The organism is Peribacillus sp. NPDC076916 (assembly GCF_050269675.1).
Lineage (GTDB): Bacteria > Bacillota > Bacilli > Bacillales > DSM-1321 > Peribacillus > Peribacillus aracenensis.
Genome location: NZ_JBNNIU010000017.1, coordinates 54,379 through 70,241 on the forward strand (window position 1 = coordinate 54,379; position 15,863 = coordinate 70,241).

The following is a 15,863-nucleotide window of genomic DNA, read 5'->3' on the forward strand; positions in this document are numbered from 1 at the left end:
TATATAAAGACCAAATCTGCACCTTAGCCAATAAAAAAGCCACCAATTATGGTAGCTGGATCTTCGACTTTTGTTCCCGTTTAAGCTTTCCTATTTATAACTAGTTGTATAGCTATTCACACTGCTCAAGAATTTGGTCAATACGAAGGGGATTTTTTATTTAGACAAGTAACTTGGTATTTTATAGGTTTCGGTATGATTTTAGGAGTTATGTATTTGGATTCTAAACAAATATTTCGCTTGAATTGGTTTTTTTACTCGCTTAGTTTATTTCTATTAATTGCATTAATTTTGTCGCCTGAGTCAATAGCACAAGAAATAAATGGAGCCAAAAGTTGGTTTCAAATTCCTGGGATTGGGTCTCTTCAGCCAGCTGAGTTTACTAAAATATCTTTAATAATTTGTTTAAGTTACTTAATACAAAAACATCATAATAAATATGAAGACAAAACTTTGAAAACGGATTTTTTTCTATTAATTAAGATGGGGGCTGCAACACTTCTTCCAATACTTTTAATTATGAAACAACCAGATTTAGGTACATCTTAGTATTAATGTGTATTTTTATAGGGATATTATTTGTTTCAGGAATATCATAGAGAATAATTGGTGGTATTTTTATTATTGGAGGATGAATTGTGAGTGGAATTTTGTACTTAGTTTTTCTTCACCCTGAAATTCTCCGTTTAATGGGGATAAAAATATTTCAATTAGGAAGGATTTATGCTTGGATTGATCCAGAGTCTTATAAATCAGGAGAGGGTTTTAACTTAATCAAAGCCTTGCTTGCCATAGGATCAGGTGGAGTTTCTGATTATAAAGGAACTCAAAATATTTGAAAACAGAAGAAAAATCACATTAAACCATTTTGATTGCAAACTTTCGGTACGTTTAGTATCGAAAAAGAAAAAATAATAATATATAGTTCCATATATTCGTGGTGAAAATGCGGTTATAAACTTTTTTGCATCTGATTTAAATATGTGAGGACCCTTTGCCCCATATCAGTAATAATAATAAAAGTTCAGTTATTATTCCAGCGAAGGAAGACTACACATGTGTTTTATCACCTTTAGCATAATTATAAAAACTCTTTCCTTAGAAGAGTTTATTTCTTTTAATTAAAAAACACCCGGTAGAGTTTGAGTTCTAAAGTAATTCTACTTTCTTATCAACAAAAACAATTCTCCCTTTAGAAGCTTCTAATTTTGTCGATATCTACTCAGAATTTGTAGATATTTCTCGGGAAATTGTTGAAATTTGAAAATGGTGATCCCGAATAGTTGGAACAAAGGAATTTCTTCTTTTGATTTGGTTGCCTAAGGTTTAAATAGTTATTAACGAAAATTAACAACTGAGGATCTTAAAGGAGATTAAAAAAAGGTAATGAAACCTTTTTCTTATTGCAGTAATGTTTCGTAATGGGTTTTTTGTTGTTCAGTTTTAAGCTGTGACATATCGGTTGCCAGTTAGAGGTTCATTTCACGCGTAGCTAACGAGGTCATTGGTTAATAACAATAAGATCTCTTTTAATTGAATGAGAACATGGGTTAAATATATTGTCATATATATCGGGTATCGCTGTCTCTTTTAAAAGCCTAATTTTGTCGATATCTACTCAGAATTTGTAGATATTTCTCGGGAAATTGTTTAAACTTGAAAATGGTGATTCCGAATAGTTGGAACAAAGGAATTTCTTCTTTTGATTTGGTTGCCTAATGTTTTTTTGTTGTTCAGATTTATGCTGTGACATATCGTTTGTCAGTTAGAGGTTCATTTCACGCGTAGCTGCGAGTTCATTGGTTAAAAACATTAAGATCCCTTTTAATTGAATGAGAACATGGGTTAAATATATTGTCATATGTATCGGGTATCGCTATCGCTGTTTCATTGGTTCCTTCTAATCTTTCTATTTCTTGATACAAGAGTCTTTAGCTCTATCGTTTAGAGGGTTGCCCGTATCGCGTAACGCTATAAGCTTTTCGATGTCGGATTGAACGAAGGTATGCCAATCGCCATCTTAACAGCTCCTATCCATTTCGCTCTAAGTTTTAAACATACCTTCGAACAGTGGATTTTGCCTCTATATTTCTGCCACTTCATTGGAAGAGGCTGCTCATTCATTCGGATGTATATCCTATCGTATATTGGACCTCCCTTTCTATTAAAGATGAAGGTTCTGTGGATTTATTTGTATGTTATATCGCCCAGCGATACGAAACACACAAAAGAACCGATCAGCCCCTTTCTTGAGGGACACTATTAAGGACATGGATCTTTCTGGAGCTGGAAACCGTTGTTTTAAGCTGTGACATATCGTTTGTCAGTGGATGTTCATTTCACGCGTAGCTACGAGTTCATTGGTTAAAACAATTAAAATCTCTTTTAATTGTTTGGGATTATGGGTTAAATTATCATATGTATCGGGTATCGTTATCTCTGTTTCATTAGTTTCTTCTAATCTATCTTTTTGTAGGTACACAAGGTCCTAGCCGTATCTTCTAGGGGCTTGACCGTATCGCGTAACGCTATGACCGCTTCGATGTCGGATTGAATAAAGATAGGCAATCACCATCTTAAAAACCCATATCCGTTTCGTTCTAAGTTTTGACCATACTTTTGACAGTGGGTGTTGCATCCCCATTTCTTCTTCCACTACCTTAGAAGAGAATACTCGTTTATTCGGATGTATATTATGTTTTTGCATATCGAACGTAGCTTTTCTATTAAACCAAAAGGTTTTGAATTTATTTGCAAGTTATATCGCCCAGCGATACGAAACACAAAAAAAAAGAACCGATCAACACTGTCTGGAGCAACTCTATTAAGGATGACTCTTTTTTTTGGATGCAAGTTTTCAACCGCCTCAACTCCCATTTTATCAAACATGCCTTTTTTGCTTGCCTCAAATTGTGTATTTTGTTTTAGATGCATATCGCTTAAACAAATCTCCAATGAATTTCAATTGAGCCTCTGTTTGCCTTTGGTAGAACTTGCGAAACATTGGTATCGCCGAGCTCTTACATAGTAGGCACCAAATCCTGTAAAGTTGAAATGCTCTTTCTTAATTCTGTGTTTCAGCTACGCGAATCATATATGTCACTATGCTTTTATCCATCCTTATATATATAAAAAAGATTTATCAAATGTTTCTACATCAATAATTTGCTTCCACAAATCATTAATCAGTTAGGCAAAAAAACATGACAGTCACCTTATTTTCTGAATATGGAGAAAAGCCCCCACCATTTTTCTGAACGTTTTTGTATAGCTTCTTCTAAACGTTTATTAAATTCATTTTGTGAACTCCAGTCTTTTTTCTGTTCGTCCCGCATATTTTGTATTTCTTTTTGTAAGATTTCACTTTTTTGTTTTTCTTGTTGCAGCAATGTTTCGTAATGGATATTTTGTTGTTCAGTTAATTGTTCAATTTTAGTATTAGTTCTTTGCGCTGAATTTCCAATACTAGAACTTATAACATGATGATCTTGCTGGAGCCGGGAAACCTTTGTTTTAAGCTCTGACATATCGTTTGTCAGTTGGACATTCATTTCACGTGTGGCTGCGAGTTCATTGACTAAAAACATTAAGACCTCTTTTAATTGATTGGGGTCGTGGGGTAAATTTTCATATGTATCGGGTATCGCTATCTCTGTTTCATTGGAGCCTTCTAATCTTTCTTTTTGTTGAAATACAAGGTCTTTAGCTGTATCGTCTAGGGGCTTGTCCGTATCGCGTAGCGCTATAAGCACTCCGATGTCAGATTGAACAAAGATACGTCGATCTCCATCTTTCAAAAACTCATATCCATTCCGTTCTAAGATTTGACCATACTTTCGAACAGTGGGAGTTGCAATCCCCACTTCTTCTGCCACTTCCTTGGAAGAGAAAGCTCGTTCATTCGGTTGTATATCACGTCGCATATCGGACCTCTTTTCTATAACTAGTTGTATCTGTAGTCTACCTGACCTTAAATTTTCTGTCTAGATAAGTTTAGCCTATCCAGAAGTTGTTAGCGATACCGATAAGATTTCCTTTTCCTTTCTTCTACTTCCATATACGTTTAGATCATCTATTCGCTTACCTTCCTTCTCTTGCATAGCCGCTATCTCCTATCTATCCTTATCCATTGTTTGTGTTACATCTGGTCGGTCTTGGCGCCTTGCCCCGTGCCAAGCATGGGTGGGGTTGATAGAAATTCAACAACGATTAGGACATACAGATATTCAAACAACAATAAACTTCTATGCTTATACGACTGACTACATGAAAGAAAAAGCCTCCCAGCAGTTCAATAAACTGATGGAAGACCTTCACTTTAAAAATATTTACATGTTAGGTGAGCATCCATTTCTAAATCCTCGTTAAACCCCTATATATTTAAGCAATGATAACATTATGCCGCCCGTATGGTGAGAGTGTGTAATATCTTTAACGATATGTGCTAAAAGTGTGTTATATCAAGGTTTTTGCTAATCAGTGGTGTAACATCTTTAACGAGATTTTATCGTTTTCCGCTTGATTGCGTTAACAAATTGTTAGCATCTTTCCTTATCTTGTTGCACAGAAGAAAATGAGTAAATACGATAACCAGCATAACGATATTAAGAAAAGAGAAGAAAGCATTATGAAATGGTTAGTAGAAAATGGATTCTAATTTTTCATTGGCATTCGCATAAAGTTCATATGGAAACTTTATTTGGTAAGTCCGAAAGGAAAGATGAAGAATGTTTGTTTCCATCTATCATAAACAATACTCTTTCGTTTTTTGCTGCCACTTTTGCATCATGCGTCACGAGCATGTTGGTTGTCCCTTCATTATTAATCTCTGCCAGAATAATGTCTGCTGACGATTTGGAATCTAATGCTCCGGTCCAGCGATGACGGTTGGCCCTGGATGCGGCGGTAAGAAACCGTGTGTTACGGATAATGCTGCTACCATTGGAATACCAAGATACAATATCGAAACTTTCAATTTCCTTGAAATTGCAAATACGATTGGAATTAATATACTAATCCCACTTCAAAAAACAATGCGACACCGATAACCTAGGCGATTGCTTGTTGGATCAAACGGTCTATCACAGTTGGGATACCTAATAGCCAAACACCGCCATCAGGTTTCGGGATTTCGACTCTTCGGACAGGCATTGGTTCATAGGTTCGCCTGAGAATGGTCTCTCTGATAGTTGGCCAATTTTCGACTAAGTGCTGGCGTAGGATTTGTACAGGCATCTTATCGACTCCATGGCTTCCATTATTCTTTTCGACTCGCTTTAAAGCGAGAATCATATTCTCCCGTGGCAGGATTTGATTCAAAAGCATCGTTCGTTCTTCTTTCCGTGAATAGCTTGTCTTCTTATACCAGTCGTCACTCCACCCTCCAGAAGGTCCCGCACGAGATTCACCGTTTTCCCTCCTCCGGGGAGGTGTCTTACGTTTTCTATGTTCATCATGACGCACTGAATGCCAAGGGCTATTCTCTCTCAATTGTTCAGTCCTTCCGAATGGTTCTAGACCCATTCGTATGATGATGTCAGCTGACTTCTGATGGTTCAGCTACTTATCACTAAGCAGGTTATGAAGAGTACTTCACGTTTCCATCAGAGGGGATATGGAGAGAAAGTGTGCATCCATACCCGGGGATTGCGTTTACAGCGTTTAATGAAGCATTTGGATGTAGACAAGCATGTTACCCCCCCCACAGTTTTAGACATACTCATACATCCCTTCTCATTGAAGCTGGGGCAGGCGTAAAAGAGATTCAAGAAAGATTAGGGCATTCAAATATTAACACGACGATGAACATTTACGCTCATATGACAAAAAATATCGAAGAAAAGACCTCCCATAAGTTCAGTGAACTTACGAAAGGTCTCCTCTAATTGGTGAAGTAAAATTGTTTCAAAAACTGAACGTTAGCAAAAAGTTAGCATTTCACTAATCTCCACCTTACAACCCCCTATATACCAAGGGTTCTAGGCGATGATTACATCATGCCGCCCATTCCGCCCATTCCGCCCATATCAGGCATGCCCATGCCGCCAGAGCCAGCAGGTTCTGGTTTGTCAGCAACAACAGCTTCTGTTGTTAAGAACATAGCTGCTACAGAACCAGCGTTTTGTAGAGCTGAACGAGTTACTTTAGTAGGATCGACGATACCGGATTCGATCATGTTCACCCATTGTCCAGTAGCTGCATTGAAGCCAGTGCCTACTGCTTCGCCTTTAAGGCGCTCTACGATTACAGAGCCTTCAAGACCGGCATTGTGAGCGATTTGACGAACAGGCTCTTCGATTGCACGAAGAACGATTTTCACGCCTGTTGCTACGTCGCCTTCCGCTTGAATTTCAGCGATTTTATTGTATACGTTAAGAAGTGCTGTACCACCACCTGCTACGATACCTTCTTCAACAGCGGCACGAGTGGAGTTCAATGCATCTTCAATACGAAGTTTACGTTCTTTCAATTCTGTTTCGGTAGCTGCACCGACTTTGATTACCGCTACGCCACCAGCTAATTTAGCAAGGCGTTCTTGTAATTTTTCACGGTCGAATTCAGAAGTTGTTTCTTCTAATTGAACACGGATTTGGTTTACACGAGCTTGAATTTGAGCTGTGTCTCCAGAACCTTCAACGATTGTTGTATTTTCTTTTGTAACAACCACTTTAGACGCACGGCCTAATGAATCGATTGTTGCGGATTTAAGATCAAGTCCGATTTCTTCAGTGATCACTTCGCCGCCTGTAAGAGCCGCGATGTCTTCAAGCATTGCTTTACGACGATCACCGAATCCAGGAGCCTTAACCGCAACAGCGTTGAATGTTCCACGAAGTTTGTTCACAACAAGAGTTGCAAGCGCTTCGCCTTCTACATCTTCAGCAATCAATAATAGCGGTTTCCCTTGTTGAACAACTTGTTCAAGGACAGGAAGGATTTCTTGGATATTCGTGATTTTTTTATCTGTGATCAAGATATATGGATTCTCAAGGACAGCTTCCATTTTATCTGAATCAGTAACCATGTATGGAGATGCATATCCGCGATCGAACTGCATACCTTCTACTACGTCCAATTCAGTTGTGAAACCTTTAGACTCTTCGATCGTGATGACGCCGTCGTTACCAACGCGCTCCATTGCTTCTGCTATCAGTTGGCCCACTTCTTCATCAGCTGAAGAGATGGCAGCAACTTGTGCGATTGATTCTTTGTTTTCAACAGGTTGAGAAATAGCTTTTAATTCTGCAATTGCAGTATTAACCGCTTTTTCGATTCCTTTACGGATACCCATTGGGTTAGCACCAGCTGTTACGTTTTTAAGACCTTCACGGATCATCGCTTGTGCAAGAACCGTTGCAGTAGTAGTACCGTCACCAGCTACGTCGTTTGTTTTGCTTGCTACTTCAGCAACCAATTTTGCACCCATGTTTTCGAATGCATCTTCTAATTCGATTTCTTTAGCGATCGTCACACCGTCATTTGTGATAAGCGGTGAACCGAATTTTTTCTCAAGAACCACGTTACGACCTTTTGGTCCAAGCGTTACTTTAACTGCATCTGCAAGTGCGTCCACACCACGAAGCATGGAGCGGCGAGCTTCTTCACTAAATTTAATTTCTTTAGCCATTTATAAGTACCTCCCTAAAATTTTAAGAAAATTTTCGTTCAGTTAAGTATGATGTATAATTAGCCGATTACAGCTAGAATGTCGCTTTCACGTAAAATTAAGTATTCAGTGTCTTCGTATTTAACTTCAGTACCTGCATATTTTGAGAAGATAATTAGATCGCCTTGGGCAACCTCTAAAGCAACACGTTCGCCATTTTCAAGAACACGGCCAGTACCAACTGCTACTACCTTACCTTCTTGTGGCTTTTCTTTAGCAGTATCAGGAAGAACAATACCGCTTGCAGTTTTTTCTTCAGTTTGAACTAGTTCAATAATAACGCGATCACCTAATGGTTTTAACAAGTGAAACAACCTCCTCATATTCTCTTGATAATTTGTTTCATGATTATTAGCACTCTTCATCATCGAGTGCTAACACATTTATAATATTAAATAAACCGAGCATTTTTTGCAAGTATCTTATTGAAAATTTTTTATTAATTTCTGATAAATTAAGGGTAAACTACTTTAACATAATGATTTCCTTAACAATGTTATTGAAATGTTATGTTAGGGGTACCTTTAAGTGGTGTTCTGCCTCAATATTTGATACCATTTTGGAGTATGCGTTTATAGATTGTCCCCATATCAGGAACGTTCCGAACGGGATGGGTGACTATAAAAGGAGTTTTCATTTTTGAAAAAAGAATATTGGTTCGTCATCATCACTTATATTGCCATGCAATTATCCAGTATTGTTGGGGTACCCATTTTCATGCTTATCGGGTCTTCTACCGGAATGCCGGCCGATGAACTCGAAGTGAAGTCTGCAGCATATTGGATAGTTTTCAGTTTTCTCGCTGCTTTATTCTTGATTCTTTTTTTAATGAAAAAAGATATGAGGGAACAGTTGGACACGAGAAATCAAACTACCGTCCCGATGTCCATATTATGGGCAGTTGCAGGAGTGTTCATGGCTCTTTTTGCACAAAGCATTGCCGGCAGCATTGAACAAATGCTTGGGGTGGAGTCTGAATCTGAAAATACGCAGCAACTTATTTCACTCATTTATAAAGTCCCCATGGTCATTTTCGTCACTTCAGTAATTGGACCTATATTGGAAGAATTAATTTTCCGGAAAATCATTTTCGGGTCACTTCATAAACGCTTTAACTTCTTTATTTCAGCTTTAATCAGCTCAGTTATTTTCGGCTTGGCGCATGGTGAATTTGAACATCTTCTATTATATACGGCAATGGGCTTCACCTTTGCTTTCCTTTATGCGAAAACAGGTCGCATTCTCGTTTCCATGAGCGCTCATATTGCAATGAATACGCTTGTTATCATCCTTCAAGTGGTATATCGGGAGGATATTGAGAAGATGCTAGATACTGCACAGGCCTTCATCGGAGGTTTATTATGAAACGTCAATCACCATTATTTATGGGCATCATCTATGCTGGCTTAGGAGCTCTTTTTACCGCTATCGCGATTCAAACCGTCAATTCTTCCGGATGGGGACTCTTTGCCTACATACTTGTCCTTATTGCAACTCTTGATTTTGGATCGGGATTACGCATGATCATGCTGCACTTTAAGATTAAAGCTGCACAAAAAAATAAGAAAAAATAAAAAAACGCTGCAATGATGCAGCGTTTTTTTCATTCCTCCAATGCGGCTTCTTCCACTACAGGATAATGTTTCAGGAAGTAGATGAGCGACTGAAGCTCCACGGCCAGGTCAATGTGGTGAACCCTTATGGATGGAGGCACAGTCAGCCGTGCAGGTGTGAAATTCAATATTCCTTTTATATCAGCTTTGACTAGACGATCGGTTATCGTCTGGGCTACCTGTGCTGGCACTGTCAAAATAGCCGCAGTAATATTATTTTCCTGCAATAATGTATCGATTTGATCCATATGATAGATGGGCACATCAGCTATTCGCTTACCGACCTTTTCTTCAGAAACCTCGAAAGCCATTTCAATTTTTGTATTATTATTTTTCATGAAATTGTAATTTAAAAAAGCGGTTCCTAAATTTCCTACCCCGATTAAAGCGACTTTGGTCAATTCATCTTGATCTAGTGTTTTTCTAAAGAAGGATAATAAGTAATTGACATTGTAGCCGTAGCCTTTTTTCCCAAGCGCGCCAAAGTAGGAAAAATCACGGCGAATTGTGGCAGAATCCACTTTTACAGCTTCACTTAGCTCTGCCGAGGAAACTCTTTGTTTGCCTGAGGAATGTAAGTTCTTTAAAAATCGATAATACAATGGCAACCTTTTGGCTGTCGCCTGCGGTATCTTTGGGTCATGGTTCATTGTTCTTCCCCGCTTTCACACATGCTTTTCAACTTAATCTCTATCTGTTTGCTTTACTTGCCTTTTATAATCGCTACTGGACACTCCGCCTGTTTTCTCCACTAAGAATGTAGGCCCGATCACCATTCCCTTATCAATGGCCTTACACATGTCATAAACAGTCAAGGCAGTCACGGATGCAGCTGTTAACGCTTCCATTTCCACACCTGTACTCCCTTTTGTCTTAGCTTCCGTTTCAATCGTAAGCCTATATCCTTGTTCTTCTTTTTCCCAATCAAAGGCTATATTGACCCCTTGCAGAGCAATGGGATGGCACATCGGAATTATATTGGATGTATTCTTGCTGGCCATTATTCCTGCAACTTGCGCAACAGCCAGTACATCACCTTTTTTCATTTTATGGTTCGTGACCAATTCATATATTTCATCATTCAATAAAATGCTCGATTGAGCTATTGCCGTCCGGGTTGTTTCAGGCTTAGCACTCACATCGACCATTTTGGCCCTGCCCTGTTCATTAAAATGCGTTAAGTCTCCCATTTAAGTAACCCCTCCTAAATCATACACTATTATTCCACTTTATGTAACAGCTTTTGTTTAAGCTTGGAACCAAGCTGTTGCCGATAATAACTAAAATACGTTACACTAACAATAATCAATTGAGGTGAAATCTATGATTTTATTACAAATCAATCAACTATCGAAATATTATGGAGCTGAACTTATTTTATCAAATATGAAGCTCGAAGTTCAAAATAAAGATCGAATTGCACTTGTCGGCCGAAATGGCGCCGGTAAATCCACTCTGCTTAAAATCATAGCCGGGCAGCTTTCCCATGATGGCGGTGAGATAATCAAACCAAAAGGCGTCACAATCGGCTATATGGCCCAGGATACGGGATTGGAATCCGAACTGACCATTTGGGATGAGATGCTGACTGTATTCACCGACCTTATAGAGCAAGAAAAGGACTTGCGTCGCCTTGAGGCTGATATGGCCAGACCTGACATCTTTGAAAACGAAACAATTTACCAAAAAGTGCTGAATGAATACGACACTTTGATGGTGGAATTCAAAGAGAAGGGCGGCTATCAATATGAGGCGGATATCCGTTCCGTATTGCATGGACTTCAGTTTGCTGACTTTGACTATTCTACCCCCATTTCCACTTTAAGCGGTGGACAAAAAACAAGGCTTGCATTAGGGAAACTGCTTTTAAGGAAACCGGACATATTGATTCTGGATGAGCCGACGAACCATCTGGATATCGAAACCCTCTCTTGGCTTGAACAATATTTACAAAGCTACCAGGGAGCTGTCCTTATTGTTTCACATGACCGTTATTTTTTAGATAAAGTAGTAAACCTCGTATATGAGATTTCCCGGAATAACATGAAAAAATACCATGGTAATTATAGTTCTTACCTAGAGGGAAAAGCGGAAGATTATGAGCGGGACATGAAGCTGTTCGAGAAGCAACAAGGGGAAATTGAAAAGCTTCGCGACTTTGTCCAACGTAATATCACCAGGGCTTCCACGACGAAAAGAGCACAAAGCAGACGCAAACAGCTCGAAAGGATGGATGTATTGGACAAGCCGCAAGGTGATGAAAAATCCGCGAATTTTTCTTTCCAGATTGAAAAGCAAAGTGGAAATGAAGTACTTCAACTCCAGGACTTGGCTATTGGATACGAAGGGGAAACGGTATCAAAGAATATAAATTCCCGGATGACTAAAGGGGAAAGCATAGCACTTGTTGGCCCAAATGGAGTTGGAAAATCAACTTTATTGAAAACGATCATTTCTAAGCTGCCTGCACTTTCTGGTGGTTTCCGTTTTGGAACGAACGTAGAAGTCAGCTACTACGATCAAGAACAGGCTAACCTTGTTTCCAATAAACGCGTACTTAATGAATTATGGGACGATTATCCCCTTAAACCGGAAAAGGACATTCGCACCGTACTCGGTAATTTTCTATTTAGCGGGGACGATGTTTTGAAAACCGTTTCCACACTAAGCGGGGGCGAAAAGGCACGGCTTGCCCTTGCCAAAATGATGATGCAAAAAGGGAATTTTTTAATTCTTGATGAACCAACGAACCATTTGGACCTCGATAGTAAATTAGTGCTTGAAAACGCCTTGATTGATTATCCGGGAACTATTCTTTTCGTTTCACATGACCGTTATTTCATAAATCGGATAGCAACGAAAGTGATAGAGCTCTCCAAAGACGGCAACGAAGAATTCCTCGGTGATTATGATTACTATTTAGAGAAGAAACAGGAGCAGGCGGAAATCCAAGCACTAGAACAGCAGGAGCAGGCTAAAACTTTAGATGCAGCTGTAGAAAAAACAAATTACAAAATTGATAAAGAAGCAAAAAAAGCTGAACGCCAGCGAAAGCGGCGCATTGAGGAAATCGAGGCAGCCATGGAGCTTCTTGAGATCGAAATAAACGAATATAATGATCTCCTTTGTGATCCAAATGTTTTTCAGGACCATGAAAAAGTAATGGAGGTCCAAACAAAGCTTGATCATGCCCAGGAAAGTTTGGACCAGCTTCTTGAAGAATGGACTGAACTGGAAGAATGACAGAAGACCGAGTTAATTGACTCGGTCTTTTTCTTTTCCAATAAAACTTCACTTGAAAGTTATCCACAAAATTGTTAACAAACCACTTACCGCTCACTAGCCATTAATTTGGGTTATGCACATTATCCACAGAAACATATCCACTTATCCACAAAAACCCCACTTTATACACATGCAGTATGATCATCAAAAAAACTTTATCCACAGAATATTCTATTTTTTTATAAACACGGTAAAAAAGACAGGATGCCTAAGTGAGGGATCCTGTCTTCTCGTCAATTAAAATGCTTCAATGTCCAAACCAGGATTTCCGTTCAAATCCAAACCAGATCGTTTTCCCTTTTCAAACATGACACTGCCAGCAGCACCGATCATGGCGGCATTGTCCGTACAAAGATATAGGGGCGGAATGGATATATCCATAGGTAAATCCTTAAAAGCTTCCGTTAATGCTTCCCTAAGGCCTTTATTTGCCGCAACTCCTCCAGCAAGCAATACCTGCTTCACATTATATTCCTTTGCAGCCTTTACAGCTTTCATAACAAGCACTTCTATCACGCTAGCTTGGAAACTTGCGGCTAAATCTTTAGGTTCAATTTTTTCCCCGCGCTGTTCAGCGTTATGCAAAGTGTTGATTACCGCTGATTTCAACCCGCTGAAGGAAAAGTCATAGCTGCCATCCAACCATGCCCGAGGCAGTTTCAAAGTTGGTGAACCTTCTTGTGCAAGCCTATCGATATGAGGGCCGCCAGGATAAGGGAGCCCCAAGGTTCGGGCCACTTTATCATATGCCTCACCTGCTGCATCATCCCGCGTTTCCCCTATCACCTTGAAAGTACCCGGTTTTTCTAAAAGGACCAATTCCGTATGGCCTCCCGAAACGACTAAAGAAAGCGCAGGATATTCGATCTCCTGAATAAGACGATTTGCATAGATATGACCCGCGATATGATGCGTGCCGACAATCGGTATTCCATGTGCGAAAGCTACAGCCTTCGCCGCATTCACGCCTATTAACAGTGCCCCTACCAGTCCGGGACCTTCTGTAACGGCAATGGCATCCAAGTCTTCATATGTCACACCGGCTTGGACCAATGCTTCTTCAAGAACGATCGTAATTTGTTCTACATGATGACGGGAAGCTATTTCCGGGACGACACCGCCAAAACGTTTATGGCTTTCGATTTGTGAAGCCACGACATTACTCAGTATCTCCGTTCCATTTTTTATGACAGCTGCCGCAGTTTCATCGCAGCTCGTTTCAATTCCTAATATAAATTGATCTTTTTTCATGAAAAATTCACCCACATAACATAAGCATCTTCTTGATTGTCCGTATAATAATTTTTTCGGATTCCACCCTTTTGGAAACCAAGTTTTTCATAAAGCGAAATGGCTATTGCATTACTGACCCGTACCTCAAGTGTCATCCTGACCACACCCATCGATATGGAGATTTCAATCATCTTCCTGAGCAAAGCTTCCCCAAGCTTTTGCCCTCGGTATTCTGGCAATATCGCTATATTGGTAATGTGCGATTCATCAATGACGATCCACGCACCGCAATAACCGGCAATTTTCCCTTCATCTTCTATCACCATGTATACAGCATATTGATTATGATTCAGTTCGTTAAAAAAAGCTTCCCGGCTCCAAGGCAAAGTGAAGGACTGCTTTTCCACAATTAGCACTTGGTCGATATCTTCCGTATTCATCTTTCGGAACGTCAATGTTTTACTCATAATAATCGGTCGCTTTCCTTGTTTATTTCCCCTGCTGTTCAAGCCACTTAGCTTCTGCTTCAGCCATGCGGATATAATTCGGTACAAACTGGTGAACATCGACTTCAGTCTTATCAAGACCAAGGAAGGCCAGTTCGCTTGGTCTTGAGTTATATGACTGTACCGGAGCAAATACAGCTAATTCGCCTAAAGCTTCCGTAATTGCATCCCGGTGGATGTCCACATCTTGACCAACGAATAAAACGGGACGATTTAATTCCTTCAATTGATTCGCCCACTCAGAGGATAAAATATTACAATCTTCAATGACTGTCTTTAAAGAGTTATTTTCCATTTCATATAATCCAGTATAAATCTGCCCTCTTCTTGCATCGAACAACGGAGAGATCAACCCGTTAAAATAACGTCCATTAGCTGCTAAAACCTCTAAGCTGGAAACACCCGATAACGGAATCTGAAGTGTCCAGGCCAAGCTTTTTGCAATCGTCACTCCAATCCTGACGCCTGTATAGGATCCTGGGCCTTGAGCGACCACTATCTTAGTCAGATCTTTCGGTTTAGTATCACAATCCCTCAGCAGTGTTTCAATTGCTGGCATAACCCGCACCGAATGATTTTTCTTTAGGTTCGTCGTATACTCACCAATTACTTGGCCCCCGTTTACCAGGGAAACCCCTAATGTGAAATTCGATGTATCTATAGCTAAAACCTTCATCAAATAATCTCCTTACATAACTTTACATATCGTTCGCCTTTGGCTTCCAGAACAAAACGCCGGCTTGTATCGCTCAGGCGATAAATATAAATGGTCAAGATTTCCTCCGGAAGGTGATCCTTTATTAAATGGGCCCATTCAACGACAGTCACACCATCACCATCAAAATATTCTTCAAAGCCTAAATCTTCTTCCGATTCACTTACCCGATATACATCCATATGATATAAAGGCAATCGTCCCATGTATTCCTTTATTATCGTAAAGGTAGGGCTATTCACCATTCTGGTAACACCTAATCCTTGAGCCAATCCTTTTGTGAATGCCGTCTTCCCTGCACCCAAATCACCTTCTAACGCCAGCACATCGCCGCTTGAAAGCCTTTGTGCCAATTCCTGCGCAAATCGCACTGTTTCTTCCTCATTCTGAGAAATCCATTCAACCTGTTGCATATATCAATCACCTTTATCATTATTAGGAAAACGTCCTAACGTTCATGTCGAGAACCATAAACGCAATATTATGGAACAAAAACCATTCTATATGTAGTTTACCTTGTTTCAAAAGAAGAAACAAATAAGTTAAGGACATAATTATTCGAATTTCGGATAAAACAAAAAAACGAAACCTGGGTTTCGTTTTTTTCATGATTGCGGGGACAGGATTTGAACCTGCGACCTTCGGGTTATGAGCCCGACGAGCTACCGGACTGCTCCACCCCGCGACGGTATAAATGTTTCTTTTATAAAAATAGTATTCCCGATTACTCAAAAAGAATACAAAGATTATAGCTTGGCGACGTCCTACTCTCACAGGGGGAAACCCCCAACTACCATCGGCGCTGAAGAGCTTAACTGCCGTGTTCGGAATGGGAACGGGTGTGA

At 39.7% G+C, this 15,863-nt stretch carries 14 protein-coding genes, 1 tRNA gene, 1 rRNA gene and 4 pseudogenes; 6 read left to right on the top strand and 14 right to left on the bottom strand.

Going from position 1 to position 15,863, the window contains the following annotated elements; genetic code table 11:
- Positions 1 to 96: 96 nt before the first annotated feature.
- Complete coding sequence (locus ACQKFG_RS25715) at positions 97 to 549, top strand: FtsW/RodA/SpoVE family cell cycle protein (protein WP_427563928.1); 453 nt, start codon at positions 97 to 99, stop codon at positions 547 to 549.
- Between the two features lie 89 nt (positions 550 to 638).
- Positions 639 to 839, top strand: a complete 201-nt coding sequence (locus ACQKFG_RS25720; protein WP_427563913.1) for an FtsW/RodA/SpoVE family cell cycle protein — start codon at positions 639 to 641, stop codon at positions 837 to 839.
- A 2,376-nt stretch (positions 840 to 3,215) separates the two neighbouring features.
- On the opposite strand, the gene ACQKFG_RS25725 is transcribed toward ACQKFG_RS25720, so the two are convergent.
- The 4 genes and pseudogenes from ACQKFG_RS25725 to ACQKFG_RS25740 form a co-directional block, all read right to left on the bottom strand.
- Positions 3,216 to 3,923 carry a hypothetical protein gene (locus ACQKFG_RS25725; protein WP_192207560.1) on the bottom strand — a complete coding sequence of 236 codons (708 nt, stop codon included), beginning with the start codon at positions 3,921 to 3,923 and terminating at the stop codon, positions 3,216 to 3,218.
- A 759-nt stretch (positions 3,924 to 4,682) separates the two neighbouring features.
- Positions 4,683 to 4,874, bottom strand: a pseudogene (locus ACQKFG_RS25730) (ABC transporter ATP-binding protein); the annotation flags it as partial.
- A pseudogene (locus ACQKFG_RS25735) lies at positions 4,874 to 5,049 on the bottom strand (gluconate permease); the annotation flags it as partial. The pseudogenes ACQKFG_RS25735 and ACQKFG_RS25730, both read right to left, overlap by 1 nt.
- A 3-nt stretch (positions 5,050 to 5,052) precedes the next feature.
- Positions 5,053 to 5,325 (bottom strand): annotated as a pseudogene (locus ACQKFG_RS25740) (group II intron reverse transcriptase/maturase); the annotation flags it as partial.
- A gap of 324 nt (positions 5,326 to 5,649) precedes the next feature.
- Between ACQKFG_RS25740 and ACQKFG_RS25745 the strand changes: the two are divergent.
- A pseudogene (locus ACQKFG_RS25745) lies at positions 5,650 to 5,885 on the top strand (tyrosine-type recombinase/integrase); the annotation flags it as partial.
- 104 nt (positions 5,886 to 5,989) lie between these two features.
- Here ACQKFG_RS25745 and groL read toward each other — a convergent pair.
- Positions 5,990 to 7,627 carry a chaperonin GroEL gene (groL, locus tag ACQKFG_RS25750; RefSeq protein WP_192207543.1) on the bottom strand — a complete coding sequence of 546 codons (1,638 nt, stop codon included), beginning with the start codon at positions 7,625 to 7,627 and terminating at the stop codon, positions 5,990 to 5,992.
- Positions 7,628 to 7,686: 59 nt separating this feature from the next.
- On the bottom strand, positions 7,687 to 7,971 hold the full coding sequence (gene groES, locus ACQKFG_RS25755; protein WP_034306337.1) for a co-chaperone GroES: 285 nt from the start codon (positions 7,969 to 7,971) through the stop codon (positions 7,687 to 7,689).
- Between the two features lie 334 nt (positions 7,972 to 8,305).
- On the opposite strand from groES, the gene ACQKFG_RS25760 reads away from it, so the two are divergent.
- On the top strand, positions 8,306 to 9,031 hold the full coding sequence (locus tag ACQKFG_RS25760) for a CPBP family intramembrane glutamic endopeptidase (protein ID WP_192207542.1): 726 nt from the start codon (positions 8,306 to 8,308) through the stop codon (positions 9,029 to 9,031).
- On the top strand, positions 9,028 to 9,240 hold the full coding sequence (locus tag ACQKFG_RS25765; RefSeq protein ID WP_034306342.1) for a YdiK family protein: 213 nt from the start codon (positions 9,028 to 9,030) through the stop codon (positions 9,238 to 9,240). The genes ACQKFG_RS25760 and ACQKFG_RS25765 overlap by 4 nt, the downstream gene beginning before the upstream one ends.
- Positions 9,241 to 9,269: 29 nt before the next feature.
- Here the strand turns inward: ACQKFG_RS25765 and ACQKFG_RS25770 are convergent, their stop codons facing one another.
- Positions 9,270 to 9,929, bottom strand: a complete 660-nt coding sequence (locus tag ACQKFG_RS25770) for a redox-sensing transcriptional repressor Rex (protein ID WP_034306345.1) — start codon at positions 9,927 to 9,929, stop codon at positions 9,270 to 9,272.
- Positions 9,930 to 9,962: 33 nt separating this feature from the next.
- Positions 9,963 to 10,469: a cyclic pyranopterin monophosphate synthase MoaC gene (moaC, locus tag ACQKFG_RS25775; protein ID WP_427563916.1), complete on the bottom strand. Its 507-nt coding sequence runs from the start codon at positions 10,467 to 10,469 to the stop codon at positions 9,963 to 9,965.
- 133 nt (positions 10,470 to 10,602) lie between these two features.
- On the opposite strand from moaC, the gene ACQKFG_RS25780 reads away from it, so the two are divergent.
- Positions 10,603 to 12,522 (top strand): ATP-binding cassette domain-containing protein, encoded by a 1,920-nt coding sequence (locus tag ACQKFG_RS25780; RefSeq protein WP_427563918.1) that lies wholly within the window; start codon positions 10,603 to 10,605, stop codon positions 12,520 to 12,522.
- Positions 12,523 to 12,801: 279 nt separating this feature from the next.
- Here the strand turns inward: ACQKFG_RS25780 and tsaD are convergent, their stop codons facing one another.
- From tsaD to rrf, 6 genes are all read right to left on the bottom strand, one after another.
- A complete protein-coding gene (gene tsaD, locus ACQKFG_RS25785; protein WP_192207539.1) occupies positions 12,802 to 13,815 on the bottom strand; it encodes a tRNA (adenosine(37)-N6)-threonylcarbamoyltransferase complex transferase subunit TsaD in 1,014 nt (337 codons plus the stop codon).
- Positions 13,812 to 14,264 carry a ribosomal protein S18-alanine N-acetyltransferase gene (gene rimI, locus ACQKFG_RS25790; RefSeq protein ID WP_260288950.1) on the bottom strand — a complete coding sequence of 151 codons (453 nt, stop codon included), beginning with the start codon at positions 14,262 to 14,264 and terminating at the stop codon, positions 13,812 to 13,814. Before rimI ends, tsaD begins: the two co-directional genes overlap by 4 nt.
- Before the next feature lie 22 nt (positions 14,265 to 14,286).
- Complete coding sequence (gene tsaB / locus ACQKFG_RS25795; protein WP_342614929.1) at positions 14,287 to 14,979, bottom strand: tRNA (adenosine(37)-N6)-threonylcarbamoyltransferase complex dimerization subunit type 1 TsaB; 693 nt, start codon at positions 14,977 to 14,979, stop codon at positions 14,287 to 14,289.
- Positions 14,979 to 15,431, bottom strand: a complete 453-nt coding sequence (tsaE, locus tag ACQKFG_RS25800) for a tRNA (adenosine(37)-N6)-threonylcarbamoyltransferase complex ATPase subunit type 1 TsaE (protein WP_427563921.1) — start codon at positions 15,429 to 15,431, stop codon at positions 14,979 to 14,981. The genes tsaB and tsaE overlap by 1 nt, the downstream gene beginning before the upstream one ends.
- Before the next feature lie 198 nt (positions 15,432 to 15,629).
- Positions 15,630 to 15,703 (bottom strand) — tRNA-Met (locus ACQKFG_RS25805).
- A gap of 66 nt (positions 15,704 to 15,769) precedes the next feature.
- A 5S ribosomal RNA gene (rrf, locus tag ACQKFG_RS25810) occupies positions 15,770 to 15,863 on the bottom strand; the annotation flags it as partial.